General features: G+C 39.5%; 20 protein-coding genes. 7 read left to right on the forward strand and 13 right to left on the reverse strand.

All coding sequences use genetic code 11. The annotated features are described in order from the left end of the window. Positions 1-46: 46 nt before the first annotated feature. Positions 47-745 (forward strand): hypothetical protein, encoded by a 699-nt coding sequence (locus tag VJ786_RS06060; RefSeq protein WP_336557448.1) that lies wholly within the window; start codon positions 47-49, stop codon positions 743-745. Positions 746-888: 143 nt separating this feature from the next. After that, positions 889-1,500, forward strand: a complete 612-nt coding sequence (locus VJ786_RS06065) for an Ig-like domain-containing protein (RefSeq protein WP_336557449.1) — start codon at positions 889-891, stop codon at positions 1,498-1,500. A 79-nt stretch (positions 1,501-1,579) separates the two neighbouring features. On the opposite strand, the gene VJ786_RS06070 is transcribed toward VJ786_RS06065, so the two are convergent. The 11 genes from VJ786_RS06070 to VJ786_RS06120 form a co-directional block, all read right to left on the reverse strand. Further along, positions 1,580-2,002, reverse strand: a complete 423-nt coding sequence (locus tag VJ786_RS06070) for an SH3 domain-containing protein (protein ID WP_099367449.1) — start codon at positions 2,000-2,002, stop codon at positions 1,580-1,582. An 11-nt stretch (positions 2,003-2,013) separates the two neighbouring features. Next, complete coding sequence (locus tag VJ786_RS06075; protein ID WP_134776601.1) at positions 2,014-2,502, reverse strand: BON domain-containing protein; 489 nt, start codon at positions 2,500-2,502, stop codon at positions 2,014-2,016. Positions 2,503-2,584: 82 nt separating this feature from the next. After that, positions 2,585-3,031 (reverse strand): GreA/GreB family elongation factor, encoded by a 447-nt coding sequence (locus tag VJ786_RS06080; RefSeq protein WP_134776602.1) that lies wholly within the window; start codon positions 3,029-3,031, stop codon positions 2,585-2,587. 86 nt (positions 3,032-3,117) lie between these two features. After that, positions 3,118-3,627, reverse strand: a complete 510-nt coding sequence (locus VJ786_RS06085) for a hypothetical protein (protein ID WP_134776603.1) — start codon at positions 3,625-3,627, stop codon at positions 3,118-3,120. A gap of 73 nt (positions 3,628-3,700) precedes the next feature. After that, the gene (locus tag VJ786_RS06090; RefSeq protein ID WP_134776604.1) at positions 3,701-4,588 is read right to left on the reverse strand and encodes a bifunctional 5,10-methylenetetrahydrofolate dehydrogenase/5,10-methenyltetrahydrofolate cyclohydrolase; all 888 of its coding nucleotides are present in this window, start codon (positions 4,586-4,588) and stop codon (positions 3,701-3,703) included. 25 nt (positions 4,589-4,613) lie between these two features. Next, positions 4,614-6,404 carry a translation elongation factor 4 gene (lepA, locus tag VJ786_RS06095; RefSeq protein ID WP_134776605.1) on the reverse strand — a complete coding sequence of 597 codons (1,791 nt, stop codon included), beginning with the start codon at positions 6,402-6,404 and terminating at the stop codon, positions 4,614-4,616. 89 nt (positions 6,405-6,493) lie between these two features. Continuing rightward, positions 6,494-8,692 carry an ATP-binding protein gene (locus tag VJ786_RS06100; protein WP_134776606.1) on the reverse strand — a complete coding sequence of 733 codons (2,199 nt, stop codon included), beginning with the start codon at positions 8,690-8,692 and terminating at the stop codon, positions 6,494-6,496. 232 nt (positions 8,693-8,924) lie between these two features. Further along, positions 8,925-10,121, reverse strand: coding sequence for an enoyl-ACP reductase FabV (gene fabV / locus VJ786_RS06105; RefSeq protein WP_099367443.1), 1,197 nt, complete (start codon positions 10,119-10,121; stop codon positions 8,925-8,927). A 47-nt stretch (positions 10,122-10,168) separates the two neighbouring features. Then, positions 10,169-11,314, reverse strand: coding sequence for a serine hydrolase domain-containing protein (locus tag VJ786_RS06110; RefSeq protein WP_134776607.1), 1,146 nt, complete (start codon positions 11,312-11,314; stop codon positions 10,169-10,171). Positions 11,315-11,338: 24 nt separating this feature from the next. After that, entirely contained in the window at positions 11,339-12,067 is a 729-nt protein-coding gene (locus VJ786_RS06115; RefSeq protein ID WP_099367441.1) for a DUF3307 domain-containing protein, read from the reverse strand. Beyond that, a complete protein-coding gene (locus tag VJ786_RS06120; RefSeq protein WP_099367440.1) occupies positions 12,060-12,662 on the reverse strand; it encodes a SatD family protein in 603 nt (200 codons plus the stop codon). Before VJ786_RS06120 ends, VJ786_RS06115 begins: the two co-directional genes overlap by 8 nt. 192 nt (positions 12,663-12,854) lie before the next feature. Between VJ786_RS06120 and VJ786_RS06125 the strand changes: the two genes are divergently transcribed. Further along, complete coding sequence (locus tag VJ786_RS06125; protein ID WP_134776608.1) at positions 12,855-13,730, forward strand: PPK2 family polyphosphate kinase; 876 nt, start codon at positions 12,855-12,857, stop codon at positions 13,728-13,730. A gap of 32 nt (positions 13,731-13,762) precedes the next feature. Here VJ786_RS06125 and VJ786_RS06130 read toward each other — a convergent pair whose 3' ends face one another. Next, on the reverse strand, positions 13,763-14,551 hold the full coding sequence (locus VJ786_RS06130) for an SDR family NAD(P)-dependent oxidoreductase (RefSeq protein WP_134776609.1): 789 nt from the start codon (positions 14,549-14,551) through the stop codon (positions 13,763-13,765). 9 nt (positions 14,552-14,560) lie between these two features. Further along, positions 14,561-15,022 (reverse strand): hypothetical protein, encoded by a 462-nt coding sequence (locus VJ786_RS06135; RefSeq protein ID WP_245153284.1) that lies wholly within the window; start codon positions 15,020-15,022, stop codon positions 14,561-14,563. 145 nt (positions 15,023-15,167) lie between these two features. Between VJ786_RS06135 and VJ786_RS06140 the strand changes: the two genes are divergently transcribed. From VJ786_RS06140 to kdsB, 4 genes are all read left to right on the forward strand, one after another. Next, complete coding sequence (locus tag VJ786_RS06140) at positions 15,168-15,548, forward strand: hypothetical protein (protein WP_099367437.1); 381 nt, start codon at positions 15,168-15,170, stop codon at positions 15,546-15,548. A 38-nt stretch (positions 15,549-15,586) separates the two neighbouring features. Continuing rightward, entirely contained in the window at positions 15,587-16,585 is a 999-nt protein-coding gene (trpS, locus tag VJ786_RS06145) for a tryptophan--tRNA ligase (RefSeq protein ID WP_134776610.1), read from the forward strand. Between the two features lie 6 nt (positions 16,586-16,591). After that, positions 16,592-17,206 (forward strand): deoxynucleoside kinase, encoded by a 615-nt coding sequence (locus VJ786_RS06150; protein WP_099367435.1) that lies wholly within the window; start codon positions 16,592-16,594, stop codon positions 17,204-17,206. Between the two features lie 267 nt (positions 17,207-17,473). Further along, complete coding sequence (kdsB, locus tag VJ786_RS06155) at positions 17,474-18,214, forward strand: 3-deoxy-manno-octulosonate cytidylyltransferase (protein WP_134776611.1); 741 nt, start codon at positions 17,474-17,476, stop codon at positions 18,212-18,214. Positions 18,215-18,253 lie beyond the last annotated feature (39 nt).

Raw genomic sequence — 18,253 nt, forward strand, 5'->3', positions numbered from 1 at the left:
TGGAAATAATAAGTATATAAGTACCTTAGAATTAAATATGAAAGACATGATGGTAAAGCATTTAATCGGAATAATATTGATTTTTCTGGGGAGCATCTTTGCTGTACAAGCACAATTGGCAGTAATTAGTAGTCAAGATGGCTATGCAAATGTACGGGCCGAAGGTAATAATAAGGCTAAAGTGATCGATAAGCTCGATAAATTCACTGTCATACTTTTTGATGAAGAATTTATGCATGAGAAAAAAAATGCAGATTGGATACCTGTTCAATATATAGATCAGAAAAATAGGAACAACCTGGGAAACGGAAATATAGATCTAAAGGCTGGATATCTCCATAAATCGCAATTTAAAATAATGGATGCCCTTCCATCGGCCAATCCTCAAGAATTCAAGTTTCTTGTGGAAACACAAACTTTCAACATATCGAACAAGAAAATCGAATATTATCCGCAGAGCCAAAGCCCTGTTAAAATAAATGGACAGTTTTACTTTGGTGGAGATTGCGGATTGCCAAAGACCGAGGTAAAGAGTATGCGCGCTATGTTCAACAAAAAAAACATTCAGGTACCTATGAATTATATATGGGGGATTCTGCATGCAAACAAAAACTACGAGGCCAAAAAATTTGATGGGCATTATTTTGTAAAGCAGGAAATTGGGGATGGGGGTTGTTTCAGCTTTTTGGTTTGGGAGTTTAGTGATACCGGACTTCAACAACGCTTTGTAGGTTGGAATTATTAGATAGCCTATAAATATTAATATTTAATAATCAATGAGTTAACTTCCAATTCCTATTTTCCATCATGGAATATTTAAGGAAAAGGAAGATGTGGGCGATTTTAATTGTCCCTTTCCTATTGCTGTTTTGCCACTGTCGGAAAATCATGGATCCGGAAGAACCTATTTTTGATATTAGGAATCTTCCCAACGAAATGAAGTATGATGAGCAAATAAAATTGAACGCCGACCATCATAAAGACCAGATCTTATGGGCATCCTCAGATCCTTTTGTGGCCATTATAGATGAAAATGGATTTTTGAAAGGTCAGCATATAGGCACAACCACCATCAGCGTAAGTTGGAAAGATAAAATCATAGAAAAGGAATTAACCATCACGCCGTATGTGCAAGGGATTCAGGAACCCTTTGTCCATTTTGGAAAATCTATCGCTCGTATTAAAACCTTGATGAAGGTTAAACCAGTTGAGGAAGATTTTAGTGCATTATATTATGCCAATCTTTCTGAACATAGCAAATACCTCTATTATTGGTTCAATAGTAGAAACCAACTATTTTTAAGTGGAATAATCTTTGGCGACCATGATGTTAAGTTATCGAAGATTGCCCACACCTTTTTTGCTGAACGATATCATGTGATGAAGGAAAAAAACAAACGAACCTATTATTTAGATTCTAAAAGAAATTACTTCATAGTACTGGACATCAATTCCGAAAAACAGCTAGTCGGTTTCTATAATCCTATAAAAGAAGAATGACATTAAACATTGTTAAGCCAAATAAATAAAAAGCCGTATCAAAAATTTGATACGGCCTCTAATCTTTTATTTAAAAAACTTAAGCGATTGGCTCTAAGTATTGTGCATAACAATATCCTTCTTCGCCATCTTTCGTTCTTACTAACCACCATTGGTCATTAGCGCGGCTGATCAAGGTAATCACCTCATCTTTTGCAGCTTTACCAACAATTGGCTGATCAGTACCTGGACCTTTACGGATATTCAAGTTACTGCTTTCCGTGATCACTTTTACTTGTTGTCCTGTAACGGAAGTAGTTACATCGACGTTCATTACGACATCTCCTGTAAGGAAATTAGGATCAATCTGGTTGTAAACGTCCCATAACTTATTCTTTACATCGGCATTGGGAGCTGTTCCACGAATCTGTAAAACGCCATCTTGTTCTGCCACCTGCAAATCTGAAATCCCAGATGCTTTTGCTGTATCTACTAATACTTGATATTTACTTAATAAGCTCATAATAATCTTTTTTATTTAACTTTTAATGCACTCATGTCAACTCTCTTAGGATTCAAAGCATCTAATCCCATTTTCAAAGCTTGTACACGAGCTTGTTCCAATTCTCCAGTTACCGTGATGATTCCATCGGCTACAGTAGTCTGTACCGTTGGAAAATCTTTGGTGAACGCTTGAACTTTAGCAGTTAAATCATCGGTGTTCGTGTTCACTTCAATCTGTGGTGCATTAACCACGATATTGTTCACTACAGATTTAACGCCTTTGGCATCTGCAGTTTTTGCAGCATCAGCCATTCTTGTTTTTTCCTCTTCAGAAGAAGCAGTACCTTTCAAGGTAACCACACCGTCTTTTACATCCACCTGAACGTTTGGATTGGATTGAATAGCTGTTTCCACTTTAGCTTTTAAGTCCGCATCAGAAATTTTGGACTTACATGCGACTGTTCCTGATACTAATACGGCAGAAACCATCGCCATTGATAAGATTTTTCGTAGGTTCATAAAAATCATTGTTTATGTAAGTAAATTATACTTAAATCTAAACAAAAAATATCCAAATTGGTTTTAAGAAATTATTATTGTTTTATAATAAATTCGTGATCTTGATTTCTTTTCCATTGAAGGTCAGGCTGTCCCCTACTTTTTTCCCTAGCAATAGCTTTCCAATGGGAGATTCTTTCGAAATCACCATGACGGTTTCCTGATCGATTTTCATAGGCCCGATGGAAATGGACAATAAATAATGGAACTGATTTGTAACAACCAAGCTTCCCAAACCCACCAATTTTAAGGGTTCTATAGGTAAATTATGTAAAGTATCTAAATCCTGTTGGGCCTGTTTCCATTGCTGTTGAAGCCGACTAAGTTCTTGCTGGGCCATTTCTCTGGAGGTTTCATATTTGTCGCCCATGCTGCTCTTCGTATCGTTGACCAAACTATCATTTGCCGTGTCCATTGCGGCGCTAATGTCGCTTATTCTGCTTTCTGTTTTTTGGATGGCTTCCCGGATCCAAACCTCTTTTTCTATCATGAATTCAATATGCTAATAAATAAAAAAAACGCCAAATCAGATTTGGCGTTTCAATTAAAAACTTAATAACCAATTTATATATTAAATTAGTTTTCTAATGCTTCTTTAACGTTTTTAGCTTTTCTTTCTGCTTCGTTAGAAAGTTCTTTTGCTTTATCTGCCGTTCTATCTGCTGCATTTTCGATCGCATCACCGGTTCTTTGTCCAGCTTCTTTAGTTGCATCGATTGCATTATCTACACCTCTTTCTACTGCTTCAGCAGCATCTCTAGCTGCTTGTTTGGTTTTTTCCCAAGCAGTCTCCGCATCTGCTACTGCTTTTCTAGCAGCTTCTTCTGCTTGTTTATCACCACTTTTCACAGCTGCATCTAAATCAGCTTGTGCTTTTTTAAGATTAGCTTCCGCATCAGCAGCTGCTTTATCTGCATCTGCTTTCATGTGAGCAGCGTGATCTTCAGCTGATTCAATGGAATGATCCAATCTTTCTCCAGCAGTAGTATCACCGTCATGGTTTTTATCCATGGTTGATGTGTTGTTATTACATGCCGAAAAAGAGATAGCACATGCAACAGCCGCTAATAATCCAAGTTTTTTCATGTTTGTAAAATTAAATGTTCGTGTGTTTTTGTTTAACATTTTTCTCGGAGGATGTTGCAAAATTTATACCAAATTATGCTTTTCGATAAACCGTGCCTTTAGCCGCTTCTAATGTGTTTTTCAATAAGCCGATAATGGTCATTAAACCTACTCCTCCTGGAACTGGTGTAATCCAAGATGCTTTCTTGGAAACTTCCTCGAAATCAACATCTCCGTACAATTTGAACCCTGATTTTGTTTCTGAAGAGTTTTCTCTGTTTATTCCCACGTCTATGACTATAGCACCTTCTTTCACCATTTCTGCCGTCACAAAATTCTTGCGACCAATGGCTGCAACAACGATATCCCCTTGAAGAACTTCTTCTTTCAGGTTCTGTGTTCTACTGTGGGTCAATGTTACTGTACAGTTCCCAGGATTGCTGTTCCTTGCCAATAGAATACTCATCGGAGAGCCTACAATATTGCTACGGCCAACCACCACGGCTTTCATGCCTGAGGTATTGATCTGATAATGTTCCAACATCAACATGATCCCGTAAGGAGTAGCAGGGATAAAACAAGGCAGATTACGCTGCATTCTTCCCAGGTTGATCGGATGGAATCCATCCACATCTTTTTTATAATCTATAGCTTCAGTAACTTTCTCTGGATCAATATGCTTAGGTAATGGCAATTGAACGATCAATCCATCAATGGAATCATCTTGGTTGATCTCGGCAATCTTTGCCAATAACGCTTCCTCGGTAATGCTGTCCTCATAATGTAGGTTGGTAGAATCAAAGCCAACCTGCTCGCAATTACGCATTTTACTAGCCACATAAGTTTCACTACCCCCATCGTTTCCGACTAGAATAGCAACCAAATGCGGTTTACGACCTAAGGTTTGAGTCAGCTCAGCAGTTTCTCTTTTGATATCTTCTTTAAGTTTTGCAGAAACTTCTTTTCCGTCCAGTAACTTCATGTTATCTATAAAAGGTTGTTGTAAATTAATCAAGTTTTAATACCGCCATAAATGCAGATTGTGGAATCTCCACATTACCTACCTGACGCATACGTTTCTTACCCTTTTTCTGTTTTTCCAACAATTTACGCTTACGGGAAATATCACCACCATAACATTTGGCAGTTACATCCTTACGTAGGGCAGAAATGGTTTCGCGGGCAATGATCTTGGCTCCGATGGATGCCTGAATACGGATTTCAAATTGTTGCCTAGGTAATAATTCCTTCAATTTCTCACAGATTTTCTTACCAAAATCGTAGGCATTGCTACGGTGAATCAAGGAGGATAGTGCATCTACAGGCTCATCGTTCAAACGAATATCCAATTTAACCAAATCAGATGTTCTATAACCGATCTGATGGTAATCGAATGAAGCATAGCCTTTGGAAATGGTTTTCAGTTTATCGTAAAAATCGAAAACAATCTCTCCCATTGGCATCTCAAACACCAATTCCACACGATCGGAGGTCAAATATGATTGGTTGATGATGGTACCACGTTTTTGGATACAAAGCGACATTACAGGACCAACAAACTCTGCTTTGGTAATGATATTCGCTTTGATATAAGGTTCTTCAATGCTATCCAATTTACTTGGATCTGGAAGATCAGAAGGGTTATGAACCACCACTTCTTCGTTGTCCTTTGTCAAGAAAGCTTTGTAGGATACGTTGGGCACCGTAGTGATCACGGTCATATCGAACTCGCGTTCCAGACGCTCTTGGATGATCTCCATATGGAGCATTCCCAAGAATCCACAACGGAATCCAAATCCCAATGCCGCAGATGATTCCGGTTCAAACACCAAGGATGCATCATTCAGTTGCAAGCGATGCATCGATTCACGTAGCTCCTCGTAATCCTCTGTATCCACGGGATATATACCCGCAAATACCATCGGTTTTACCTCTTCGAAACCTTGGATCGCAGATGCACAAGGACGGTCTTTATGGGTAATGGTATCTCCTACTTTTACCTCGCGGGCTTCTTTGATCCCCGAAATAATGTAGCCTACATCACCTGTTTTGATAACTTCTTTAGGAACCTGGTTCAGTTTCAAGGTACCTACTTCATCCGCATAATATTCTTTGCCAGTTGCAACGAACTTTACACGATCGCCTTTACGGATTTCTCCATTTTCTACCTTAAAGTAGGCCATGATACCACGGAAGGAGTTGAATACCGAGTCAAAGATCAGGGCTTGAAGCGGTCCTTCCGGATCACCAACAGGTGCAGGGATACGCTCAACGATAGCATTTAGGATATCAGGAATACCCAATCCAGTCTTTCCTGATGCAGGGATGATATCTTCTCTTTTACCGCCTATAAGATCCACGATCTGATCTTTCACTTCCTCTGGCATAGCGCCAGGAAGATCCATTTTATTTAAGATAGGAATGATTTCTAGGTCATGTTCCAATGCTAGGTATAGATTGGAAATGGTTTGGGCCTGAATCCCTTGTGAAGCATCAACGATTAATAATGCACCTTCGCAGGCCGCGATGGAACGGGAAACTTCATAGGAAAAATCCACGTGTCCAGGTGTATCGATCAGGTTAAGGATATACTGTTGACCATCTTTTTGGAATTCCATTTGGATAGCATGACTCTTGATCGTAATCCCTCTTTCCCTTTCCAAATCCATATTATCCAACAATTGGGCCTGAGCTTCACGTTGGCTGATGGTATTTGTAAACTCTAACAATCTATCGGCCAATGTACTTTTACCGTGGTCAATGTGCGCGATGATACAAAAATTGCGTATTTGCTTCATATAGGTGATTATCCCTTCAAATTAATTCGCAAATATAATTTTTTTAAACGAGGTTTTCCCCTATTTAAGGCTTCTAATTTCGGAATTATTTAGTTGTCGTTCGGAAAGGTAAGTTGAATAGCAGTCCCTAAACCTATTTCGCTATCTACTTGGACTTTAACATGCAAACGTTCGGCAATTCTTTTTACGATGGATAGCCCAAGTCCTGTACCCTCAAACTCTGACGCATTGGAAAGTCGCTTAAAACTATCAAAGACATTGCTTAGTTCTTCCTTTGCCATCCCAATTCCATTGTCAATAATATGATAGCGAACGAATTCATTATCCAGTTCGGAATAAATCTTTATTTTAGGTGAAGCTGTTTTCGCACTGTATTTCACTGCATTACCAATCAGGTTCTGGAATAATTGATAGATAATGGTTTTCTCACCATGTAAAGGAAAAAGGTTGCCAAATTCTACTTCTGCATGATCAGCAGCATATCTCAACTTACTGAAATCAACAATCTGCGGGATGAAATCCTGGGTATATACCGATTCCATTTTATAATCATAGCCTTTGACCTTTGAAAATTCATGGATGGTACGCAACATTTCATTAATGATGTTGACTGCTTCTTTGGTATTCTTGAGCATTTTCATTCTCAACACTTCCGACATGTCTGGTTTTTGCATCATCATCTGTACTGAAAGGTTGATAGCTGATAATGGATTCTTCAGATCATGGCTTACGGTATTGGCATAATTATCCAATGCCGTATTCAAATTGAGCACTTCGAGGTTCAGCTTTTGGATCTCTTCGGCTAGCATCCGGAAACTCACCAGTACAATCTCGCGCAACCTTTTGAAAAAGAAAAACTCCATATCCGTCCATTTCTCGGAGGCATGATAGGTGGTTTGATGCCAAACATCCAAATAAGGATGATCTTCATGCACAAATTGCACATTAGGTTTCCCTTCCGCAATAAGTTCTTCCGGTTTTTCCACCCATTTCCTTTTTTGGATTTTTTCCTTCCGGAAGAACAAAAAGGCTAAAGATTCCTTTTCATCCACACAGATAGCCGAAATACCAGCAAAGCGCTCGGTTTCCAAGCCTAGTTTCTTGCCGTATTTAAATACAAATTCTTCATCCGTAAAATAACTTCCTTTTTCTACTTTACGAATCTGATCAACAATGGCATCTACTTTACGCTTCCCAATGGAGATATTGTAGGTATGTAATTCATCCTTGCTCAGGATGGCCATGGCATCCGCCTTCGCAAAATAACATAAACGATCACCTAAATCGTTGAGTACTTTGTATAGATCATTCTGAACTAATAATTTTTCTTTTAGCAGAAGTTCAAAATCCCTTATTTCCTCGTAAAACTTACGGTCTTTGAGATCCTGGTTTTCAACATACTGATTCACAGCCATCTGCACAAAATACACCAAGGCTTCTCTTTTAAGCAGGTTTACTTTTTTAGCATCCTTACTTTGACAGAAAACATATCCCCATAATTCACCATCTACAATAATGGACACACTGAGGTTCGAGTTCACCCCATCCTTCAGCATATAGGCAGCATGTATGGGCGAGACCATTCGGACACTGGTTTGGGAAAGATTAGGATGATCCACTCCATTGGAGATGATCTTGATGGTTGGTCCATTGATCTGCGCCGTATAACGACTATAATTGACCACATGAATGTTCCTTGCCAACCGAAATACATCGGTGTAAGGATAATAACACCCTAGAATACCTTCTAAGTCAGGATGTTTAATATTTTCAGCTATTATAAGTCCATTATTGTCCTTATCATAGGCAAAAACACGAATTCGATCGAAGCCACTTATTTTCGAAATATACGCTGAAGTAACCTCCCAGATCCGATCCTTGTTTTTTACTAATAGGTTGTTAAACACCTCAATCTTAGGAAAGAAAACATTTTGATCAATAGCCTTCTTTTCAAACTCCAGATAGATATATTTACTTGTACCATAAACATTTAGGTAGCAACCGAAAGGCCCTACCTCTACTTCCATCCAAACACGCTCGTCTGAATCTTCGAAGACCTCATCAATCCCCTTCTTTAAATTCTCTTGGTAGTTTGGGAAATAAGTAGCAATAAATTTCCAGATATTAGAACCGATGTAATGGTTCACTGGGTTGGTCAACCAATCGGAACAATTCTCGCTCAGGGCAACCAAAGAATAGTCATGGTTTATAATCAATAGAAAACCATGTTCTTGAATACCCTCGCTAAGGTACAATTGATCATCTTCTACAATCTCCTGATTATTCATTAATTAATAGTTAGTTATGGTAGTTATTTTGATTTTACATCCCCCAACATCAAAATAATGGGTTAAAATTATAAAAAAAGGTTTGAACATCTTTAATTTTTTAATGAATTACGGAAAATTTAGATTGACTATCAATAAATAAATTGGACTTTTGGATGGTTTTATAGGCATAAAAAAGGGCTTCCTAATAGATAGAAAGCCTTTCTTATAAGTTTATTCCTAAAAAGAAATATTAGCCGATACTTGGTACTGGAACGACTTCGTTTGTATCTTTTTCATAATCGATCTCATCAAAATTGAAACCGAACAATTGGAAGAAATCATTTCTGTAACCCTGAATATCAGAAATCTCTTCCAGATTTTCAGTAGTAGCTTTTTTCCATAATTCAGCAACTTCCTGTTGCACATCTTCACGCATTTCCAGGTCATCCACTCGGATTCTTCCTTTTTCGTCCAACTGAAGATCCGAATTGTTGTAAAGTCTTTCCGCGAACAAACGTTGCATCTGCTCGATCGTTCCTTCATGTATCCCTTTTTCCTTCATTACTTTGTACAACAAAGAAATGTATAATGGAACCACAGGAATAGCAGAACTTGATTGGGTTACCAAAGCTTTGTTCACTGAAACATAAGAAACCCCATTAATATCTGCTAACAACGCATTGATAGCTGGAACAGTTGCTTCTAAATTATCTTTAGCACGACCGATCGTACCGTTTCTATAGATTGGATAGGTCAATTCTGGGCCGATGTAAGAATATGCAACGGTTTTTACACCTTCTGCCAATACTCCTGCAGCCTTCAGATCTTCTATCCAGAATTTCCAATCTTCGCCACCCATTACGGCTACGGTATTATTGATATCATCCTCCAGTTCCACCGGATTGATGGTGATATCAGAAACAACACCAGTATGGAAATCTACCGTTTTATCGGTAAATGGTTTTTCAATAGGTTTTAATACAGAGGCATGTTGCACGCCTGTTTTCGGATGCGTACGACGAGGTGAAGCCAATGAATAGACGACTAGATCCACTTGTCCAAGATCTTTCTTGATCAATTCAATGGTCTGTTGCTTGATTTCATCAGAGAAAGCATCGCCATTGATACTTTTGGCGTAAAGGCCTGCCGCTTGGGCTTCTTTTTCAAAAGCAGCGGTATTGTACCAACCTGCAGTACCTAATTTTCCTTCGGTAGCTGGTTTTTCAAAAAACACGCCAATAGTAGCTGCATCAGATCCGAACGCAGCAGAAATACGAGAAGCAATACCAAAACCGGTTGAAGCACCGATTACCAATACCTTTTTAGGGCCGTCAGCAATCTTTCCTTTTGATTTCACGTATTCGATTTGGTTTTTGATGTGTTGTGCTGCTCCATCTGGATGTGCAGTTAAACAAATAAAACCTCTAGTTCTTGGTTGTATAATCATCCTTAATTAAATTTCATTGAATAATCTTGACAAAAATAGTCAATTTTTTATCTTTTAATATAGTTCTTGTATAATAGATTGATAACTTCCTTGGAAAATTTGAGGGTCTGTCCATCCTCTACCAAGTTCGGTACACAGCCATTGGTAATGACGATAAACCCAAATTTCTTTTTGGGTTCAAAGAACATATTGCTATAAAGTCCATAGGCAGAGCCGGTATGCCCTATTAAATGTTCTCCAGTAATAAGATCATTGGTTTCCAATAAGGCTAATCCATAATGCTCTTTAGCAGACAAGCCTTTCTGCATTCTTTTTGAACTTTTCGCCTTGAGGATTCTTACTTTTCCCAACTTCCCATAGTTCATGTGCATCATCATATAGGTAGACAGGTCCTTGGCGGAGATCTTAAGCCCCCCGGTTGGAGAGAATACAGGGGTGCTCACACCCATCGTATAATTCCTGATTTCTTCTGATCGCGGATTGTAGGCAGAAGGTTGCTCTTTAAAAACCCCAGTGGTTTTTACATATAGCTTAGCAAACCTGCTTTGGTCCAAAGAATCCACACAGTATCCTGCCTGTAATTGCAAGGGAGCTAATACTTGCTGTTCGATGTAGTTATCAAAACGGATATTGCTGATCCTTTCAAGAACTGCCCCTACCATATTGAAATTAAGGTTACAATATTCATAGCCTGTGCCTGGTTCGTAATTATTATAGGATTTAGCCCAATTGGGGTTTTTCGTAGAATCCAGGACATCAAAAGTGAAATATCCATTGCTATCGTTCAGGCTAGAACGATGCGATAGCACCATTTCTAATGTTATTTTGGTATTCGGGAATTTAGGATTTCGCACGTTGAATCCGACCAGATCACTGAAATCATCATCTAGACTGATTTTTCCCTGCTCCACCAATTGCATAATTGCAGTAGAACTGAAAGATTTGGAGATCGACGCGATCCGAAACAGATCTTGCGTACTCAATGCGGTTTTCTTTTCTAGGTCCTTGTAGCCATAGGCCTTTTCGAATACGGGTTTTCCATTCTTTACCACCACTATAGCTAGACCAACAGCCTCATGCTTCTGTATAATCTGTTGCAGATCTTCCTCAAACGTAGGGCTTTGTGCATAGCTTGATCCAATCATGGTAAAAACCATGAAAATCAATAAGGTATAGGTTTTAAGGATATTCATTTTTATATAGGTTTATGTTTGTTTTTATATTAAAATCAGTGCTTGTTTTAAGCCTAAGGCAATCAAGGTCCCTAACACAAAACTCAACAGTGTGCCAATCAGTACATATTCGGTGAATTTGGTATCTTTTGCATTGCTGAGGTCGCCAAATCGGAATATGGATTTGGCAGCCAAAAGAAAGCCGATGCCCTCCATGAAATCCAACAGAACGAAACATAAGATCATGACCCTTTCCAAAACCCCGATCAATTTTCCAGCCTCAAATAGGGTTTCCTTCCGTTTATTGTTGAACTCTACCTCTTGGTTCCATTTACTGATGTATACCCGAATAATGATCGGCACCACAAACAGCTGCATCATGATGGCTATGAGGTACAAAAGGATGGTATACGGATCTATTTGTCCGATGAGCGCGTTCCATTTCTCAGGATTATTGAAGAAAAACACGACAAGGATACTCCCGATATGCAGTAGCTGATCGATGATAAAGGCCAAGACCCCATGCTTAGGGAATTTTATCTCAAAACCGATCTTAGCACTATCAATGGCCAAATGTGCTGCTGTTAAAAAAAGGATGTTCTGCCAATTCCCGGTCAAATCCCAGGAGAAAAACAAGAATAATAATCCTGCATGAACAGCGATATGATAAAATAGGTATTGAATCTTAGCCGTTCTTTTTTCCACCCAAGACCTAGGTTGCAAAACAAAATCCCCAAGGATATGGGCCAGAAACATCAATAATAAACTAAGCATGTTTTCTTAATTCTTGTGTACAATATCGTATGACCTGTTGAATTTTCGCATAATTCGCCTTCCTGAGCTCTAAGCTCAATTGGCTCTGGTGCTTCCGACCTATTATTTCCAATAATTCCTGTTGGGTAGCCTCGGGGTTTTCCAATGCCGCTTTGACCGACTCCGCCATATTCACCGTCCATTGTTCGGCAATCAGACAGGCTAAGCTGGTTGTCAGGTTCAAGAAGGCATCCAAATCCTCGTTTTCGGATTTGAACAGGATACTTTCTTTCCCCAGATGATCAAATGCTTCGCCCGAATACACGAAGGCCGTGCCGGAAGCTTTTTTGATGTCGGGGTCTATATAGCTGATCTCTCCAATCCCTATCCCTAACCGAACATCCATATTTTCAAAACTTCTTAATGAAGCTTTCAAATGAAAAATAGTGGTAAACAACTGCTCTACGTCTACCTCAGCCTGGAAACTATCTCCCCGGAACACATCAAAACGCTGCGCATGGAGTCGAAGACTATGTTCTAATTCGGGCATCCACAATCCGATATCCTGGGATCTTGAATGCACTACATCTCCTGTTATGATGATTCGTTGGTTCATAATGATTGAATTTACTGTTTTATTTCCTAAATTTCCTTTATAATTTCTTTAGAATTATTTTCATCAAAAATATAACCGAAAACGATTATAAATCAGTTTATAACCAAATATAGTTATATTAGAATTTATAATCAAAATTAATTATAATTAAGAATATAATCAAATAACGTTATAATCAGATAAAAAAGCAATATGGCGAATTATGCAAAGAAACTAACGGCTGATAAGGATTTTAAGCTTTCCGATCATCCCTCCAAATTCCAAGAGGATATCAGTTCGGATGAAGCGAAAGAAAAATTGAAGGAACTGCGCAAAAAAATAGCTGACCTGCAGGACAAGATGTATGCCGATGACCGATATAGTGTCCTTATCTGCCTTCAAGGCATGGATACGGCCGGAAAAGACTCTTTAATCAGGGAAGTCTTCAAGGCAATGAATGTGCGAGGGGTCGTGGTGGAAAGTTTCAAAACCCCTAGCGAGGAGGAACTGCAGCATGATTACCTTTGGCGACATGAAATCAAATTACCGCAGAAAGGAAAGTTCACTGTTTTTAACCGAACGCATTATGAGAATGTTTTGGTTACCAGGGTTCATCCTGAATATCTATTGAACGAACGCATACCGGGAATCACCGACCCCAAGAAATTGCCGAAGAATTTTTGGGATATGCGTTTCGAGCAGATCAACAATTTTGAGAAAAGATTGGCGGAAAACGGGATGATCATCTTCAAGTTCTTCCTGAACCTTGGTAAGGAAGAGCAGAAGAACAGGCTATTGAGCCGTTTGGAGGAAGAGGAAAAGAATTGGAAGTTCTCCCCTGGCGATTTGGAAGAAAGAGCTTTATGGGACAAATACCAAGTATGCTATGAAGACGCGATCAAAAACACCAGTAAAAAACATGCGCCATGGTATGTTATCCCCTCAGACAGCAAACCCGTAAGCCGGTATCTCGTTGCGCAGATCATTTACGATGTACTATCACAGTACAAGGATATCCAATACCCGGAAATGCCGGAAGAAATGGAAGAGAACAAAAGATTATATAAAGAACAATTGGAAGCTGAATAGCTTCCAATTAGAATATATCTTAAAAAAAACCTTTAAAAAACCACTTTAGAAAGTCCACCATCCAAGGGGATGCTGGCACCATTGAGATAAGAGGCATAATCTGAAGCCAAGAAGGTGACTAAAAAGCCATATTCGGCAGGTAATCCCAATCTTTTTGATGGAATGCTTTCCAATCGCTGCTGCTTGACATCTTCCAGGGGAATTCCCTGTTGTTTGGCTTGTCCTTCCATCAGACTATGTAAGCGCTCAGTATCGAAATAGCCCGTCATAATGGAATTAACGGTAATTCCATCCTTGGCTACGGCAGCAGAAAGGGATTTGCTCCAGCTGACCAGGGCAATCCGCATACTGTTGGAAAGGACCAGGTTATCCTGTGGCTCTTTAACGGTTAGCGATGAAACATTGATGATCCGGCCGAATCCCTGCTTTCTCATATGGGGCAATGCCAATTCGCTGGCAATTACCGCATTCTGGAACAAGAGATCAAAAGCTACCTGATAATCCGTTTCCTTTTTCGATAGGACATTGCCCGGTTGAGGACCATTGGTATTGTTCAATAAAACATCAATGTGATGTTTACCAAAAAAGTCCTTCAACACGGCTTTATGTTTTTCCAGATCATTAAAATCCGTGATCACATAGCCATGCTGTTGCCCTTTGGCATCATCCAATTCCGCAACTACGGCCTTAAGCTTCTCTTCATTTCTCGCCATCACGAACACCTCAGCTCCTGCCGAAGCTAATTGCAATGCTATCCCTTTTCCAATTCCATCCGAACCACCTCCTACTAAGGCCTTTTTTCCACTAAGATCTATTAACATGTATACATTTTATTTTTCGTCGTTCTTCGGATAACCTTCTTCATCAAGGTCATCCCTATAATCTTCCGGATTTCGGGATAGGGCCTCATCTTCCTTAGAAACGCGTATAGCGCGATCGTCCGTGATCCGCATATTATTATCCTCCAGCTCTTCTTGCTGCAAATCTTCCCGATCGGCATATTCCTCTCCAACATAAGGGTTCGAATTATCAAAGGTAGAATCATCATCCTGAGCACCTTCACTGATCGTATCGTAATCCATTGGATGATCCCAATCTGGATCTTCATCATTCACATCCAATTCAAAACTATCTTCTTCTTCATTATAGGCCAGATCCTGCGGATCGGTAGGTCCCTGCTCATCGATTTCTTCTGTGCCCTCATCCAAGATTTCCTGACCTTGTTCTAGGTTTTCCGCTTCGTTTTCCAGGTTTTCTTCTAGATTCTTTTTGTTGTTTTTCGAATTTTCCATGATCGATAATTTAAATATACACTTTTCTTAATAACCCCCAAAAAGCCTTAAAAGTTTGCCTAAAAGCCTGAATTATGCCTGATTATATATAGGATATTAAAGAATTAACGTTATATTTACATATAACAATTATAAACTTTCTACTATGCAAACTAAAACTGAATACCTTATTTGGGACAAGATTGTCTGTAGTGCAAAAAGTCGTTTTGATGCTGAACTCTATGCCAATAAGTTCAAGGATATGGCTCCGGAATTATTCGATAAATTGATATTGCATATCATTGTTGGCTTTGCATCTGGGGAAGATCACGATAGTATAGCTATTAATTTACACAATGAAATTGAGCATTTGGGCATTGAAGTCCGTGAAGGCGTGGTCGATGCGATTGTTTCCGACAAACATGTGCTCTTCTCATCAGAAATCTACGCGGCCTACCTCACTTTCTCCATGTTGGAGGACGGAAACAACGAAGCAGAAGTGCTTGGCTATGTGACCGACCTATTGGAGCATCCACAGTTATATTAGGGTGATTTATTTCCAATATTTGCATATCTTTGCAACATATGGAAACCGTTGTTAGTGGTATTAGAAGTACCGGAAAATTACACCTAGGAAACTATTATGGAGCATTGCGCAATTTCGTTAAAATGCAGAACGAATACAATTGCTTCTTTTTTATAGCCGACCTTCACTCGTTAACTACACACCCTACCCCACAGGACCTAACCAGTACTGTGCGCCAAGTGGTTGTTGAATATTTAGCTGCCGGATTGGATCCTGAAAAATCCACCATCTATGTACAATCTGATGTGCCTGAGGTAGCTGAATTATATTTATACATGAACATGAACGCTTACCTGGGCGAACTGGAGCGTTCTACCGCTTTCAAGGACAAGGTAAGAGCAAACCCAAATAATGTCAATGCAGGTCTATTGACTTATCCTGTTTTGATGGCTTGTGATATTTTGATCCACCATGCGACCAAAGTACCGGTTGGTAAAGATCAGGAACAGCATCTGGAGATGACACGTACCTTCGGTAACCGTTTCAACCGGTTGTATAATGTGGATTATTTCCAAGAGTCCTTCGCCTTTACCTATTCCGACAAACTGATCAAGATCCCTGGATTGAGTGGTCAGGGAAAAATGGGGAAATCCAATGGTGATGCCGATTGTATCTACCTTTCCGATCCTGCAGAGTCGATCCGTAAAAAGATCATGCGTGCAGTGACGGATGCTGGACCTACCGGTTTGAACCAGGAAAAACCAGAAGCGGTTCAGAATCTATTCGATTTAATGAAAGTGGTCTCTACACCGGATACCTTGGCCCATTTTGATGGCCTGTACAACAATTGCGAAATCAGATATGGTGATTTCAAAAAACAATTGGCAGAGGATATGGTATTGGCAACCAATGAGGTGAGAACACGTATCGAAGAAATCGATAAGGATGATGCCTATATTGCGAAAGTACTTAAACTGGGTGCAGATAAGGCACAGGCTAGTGCGCAAAAAACATTGAAAGAGGTAAGAGAAATCATTGGTCTTAAAAAACTATATTAATCAGATATGCATATAGCCATTGTTGGAAATATTGGTGCTGGAAAGACGACTTTAACCGAGCGTCTTGCCAAACACCTCAACTTTGAACCCCAATTTGAAGCCGTAGATAACAACCCATATCTGGAGGATTTCTACAGCGATATGAAACGTTGGGCCTTTAACCTACAGATATTTTTTCTGAACAGCCGTTTCCGTCATATTGTTGATCTGCAGAACCGCGGGATCAATATGATCCAAGACCGTACGATCTATGAAGATGCTTACATCTTTGCAGAGAACTTGTACGATATGGGATTGATGAGTGAACGGGATTTTGAGAATTATAGCGATATCTTCCAAAGTATCATCCATTATATCAAACCACCGGATTTATTGATTTATTTGAAGGCATCAGTGCCTACATTGGTGAATAATATTCAGAAACGTGGTAGAGATTATGAATCGGGGATAAGATTGGATTACCTTTCCAAATTGAACGAGAAGTATGAAAAATGGATCGGGAATTATAAGGATGGGAAATTGTTGATCTTGGATAAGGATAATTTGGATTTCGCGAATAATTCTGAGGATTTAGGAATTATTATTCAAAAGATTGAAACGGAGTTATTTGGCTTGTTTTAGGCTTGATAGTGTAAGGAAAATCCGTCATTGTAAAAACACGTCATTGCGAAAGCACGTCATTGCGAGGAGGCACGACGAAGCAATCTTTCTTTTAGTGTCATCCTGAGCAGCGTCTTTATCATCCTGAGCAGCGTCGAAGGATCTGTACGGGTACCAATTGTAGATGCTTCGACTTCGCTCAGCATGACAAGACTAAAGATTGCTTCGTTCCTAGCAATGACGATAAGATTGCTTCGTTCCTCGCAATGACGTAAAAACAAAAAAATCATGAAAGTAATAGGTATCATCCCAGCACGTTACGAATCAACCCGCTTCCCTGGCAAGCCTTTAATAGACATTGCCGGATTGACCATGATCCAACGTGTCTACAACCAAGCTAAAAACGCTTCCTCCTTACACGAAGTCATCGTCGCGACCGACGACCAACGAATCTTCGACCACGTACAAAGCTTTGCAGGAAATGTCATGATGACCAGCAACACCCATCAATCAGGAACTGATCGATGCGCTGAAATCATAAAAAAAACAGCTGGTTTCGATGTTGCCATTAACATCCAAGGCGATGAACCTTTCATAGATCCCAACCAGATCGACCTTCTCGTATCCTGCTTCCAACAGGAAGACACCCAGATTGCTACATTAATAAGAAAAATCGAACAGCTCGAAGACCTCCAAAACTTCAATAAACCAAAGGTGGTTATCAACAAGCAACTGGAAGCTATCTATTTTTCCCGTCAACCCATTCCCTATTTCCGGGGAAAAGAAATGAAAGATTGGTTGAACCAGATGGATTATTACAACCATATCGGTATCTACGGCTATCGCAGCGACATTCTACAAGATTTAACAGCACTACCCCTATCCTCCCTAGAATCAGCAGAATCCTTAGAACAACTGAGATGGATCGAAAATGGGTACAAAATAAAAACGGCTATTTCTAGCCATTTAAATGAATCTATTGATACCCCTGAGGATCTTCAAATTATCCTTAAAAAATATTTTAGTTAACAGGTTTTAAATGATCCGAATAGCTGGATTAACAGCTTA

Source organism: Sphingobacterium tenebrionis, from assembly GCF_037126265.1.
Classification (GTDB): domain Bacteria; phylum Bacteroidota; class Bacteroidia; order Sphingobacteriales; family Sphingobacteriaceae; genus Sphingobacterium; species Sphingobacterium tenebrionis.

Excerpts from the sequence above, each read along its gene's own strand:
- trpS (WP_134776610.1), top strand. The coding sequence starts at position 15,587 with ATGGAAACCGTTGTTAGTGGTATTAGAAGTACCGGAAAATTACACCTA.
- VJ786_RS06085 (WP_134776603.1), bottom strand. The coding sequence starts at position 3,627 with ATGAAAAAACTTGGATTATTAGCGGCTGTTGCATGTGCTATCTCTTTT.
- VJ786_RS06120 (WP_099367440.1), bottom strand. The coding sequence starts at position 12,662 with ATGAACCAACGAATCATCATAACAGGAGATGTAGTGCATTCAAGATCC.
- VJ786_RS06070 (WP_099367449.1), bottom strand. The coding sequence starts at position 2,002 with ATGAGCTTATTAAGTAAATATCAAGTATTAGTAGATACAGCAAAAGCA.
- VJ786_RS06150 (WP_099367435.1), top strand. The coding sequence starts at position 16,592 with ATGCATATAGCCATTGTTGGAAATATTGGTGCTGGAAAGACGACTTTA.
- VJ786_RS06125 (WP_134776608.1), top strand. The coding sequence starts at position 12,855 with ATGGCGAATTATGCAAAGAAACTAACGGCTGATAAGGATTTTAAGCTT.
- VJ786_RS06100 (WP_134776606.1), bottom strand. The coding sequence starts at position 8,692 with ATGAATAATCAGGAGATTGTAGAAGATGATCAATTGTACCTTAGCGAG.
- fabV (WP_099367443.1), bottom strand. The coding sequence starts at position 10,121 with ATGATTATACAACCAAGAACTAGAGGTTTTATTTGTTTAACTGCACAT.
- kdsB (WP_134776611.1), top strand. The coding sequence starts at position 17,474 with ATGAAAGTAATAGGTATCATCCCAGCACGTTACGAATCAACCCGCTTC.
- VJ786_RS06080 (WP_134776602.1), bottom strand. The coding sequence starts at position 3,031 with ATGATAGAAAAAGAGGTTTGGATCCGGGAAGCCATCCAAAAAACAGAA.
- VJ786_RS06135 (WP_245153284.1), bottom strand. The coding sequence starts at position 15,022 with ATGGAAAATTCGAAAAACAACAAAAAGAATCTAGAAGAAAACCTGGAA.
- lepA (WP_134776605.1), bottom strand. The coding sequence starts at position 6,404 with ATGAAGCAAATACGCAATTTTTGTATCATCGCGCACATTGACCACGGT.
- VJ786_RS06090 (WP_134776604.1), bottom strand. The coding sequence starts at position 4,588 with ATGAAGTTACTGGACGGAAAAGAAGTTTCTGCAAAACTTAAAGAAGAT.
- VJ786_RS06065 (WP_336557449.1), top strand. The coding sequence starts at position 889 with ATGGATCCGGAAGAACCTATTTTTGATATTAGGAATCTTCCCAACGAA.
- VJ786_RS06130 (WP_134776609.1), bottom strand. The coding sequence starts at position 14,551 with ATGTTAATAGATCTTAGTGGAAAAAAGGCCTTAGTAGGAGGTGGTTCG.
- VJ786_RS06110 (WP_134776607.1), bottom strand. The coding sequence starts at position 11,314 with ATGAATATCCTTAAAACCTATACCTTATTGATTTTCATGGTTTTTACC.
- VJ786_RS06115 (WP_099367441.1), bottom strand. The coding sequence starts at position 12,067 with ATGCTTAGTTTATTATTGATGTTTCTGGCCCATATCCTTGGGGATTTT.
- VJ786_RS06140 (WP_099367437.1), top strand. The coding sequence starts at position 15,168 with ATGCAAACTAAAACTGAATACCTTATTTGGGACAAGATTGTCTGTAGT.
- VJ786_RS06060 (WP_336557448.1), top strand. The coding sequence starts at position 47 with ATGATGGTAAAGCATTTAATCGGAATAATATTGATTTTTCTGGGGAGC.
- VJ786_RS06075 (WP_134776601.1), bottom strand. The coding sequence starts at position 2,502 with ATGAACCTACGAAAAATCTTATCAATGGCGATGGTTTCTGCCGTATTA.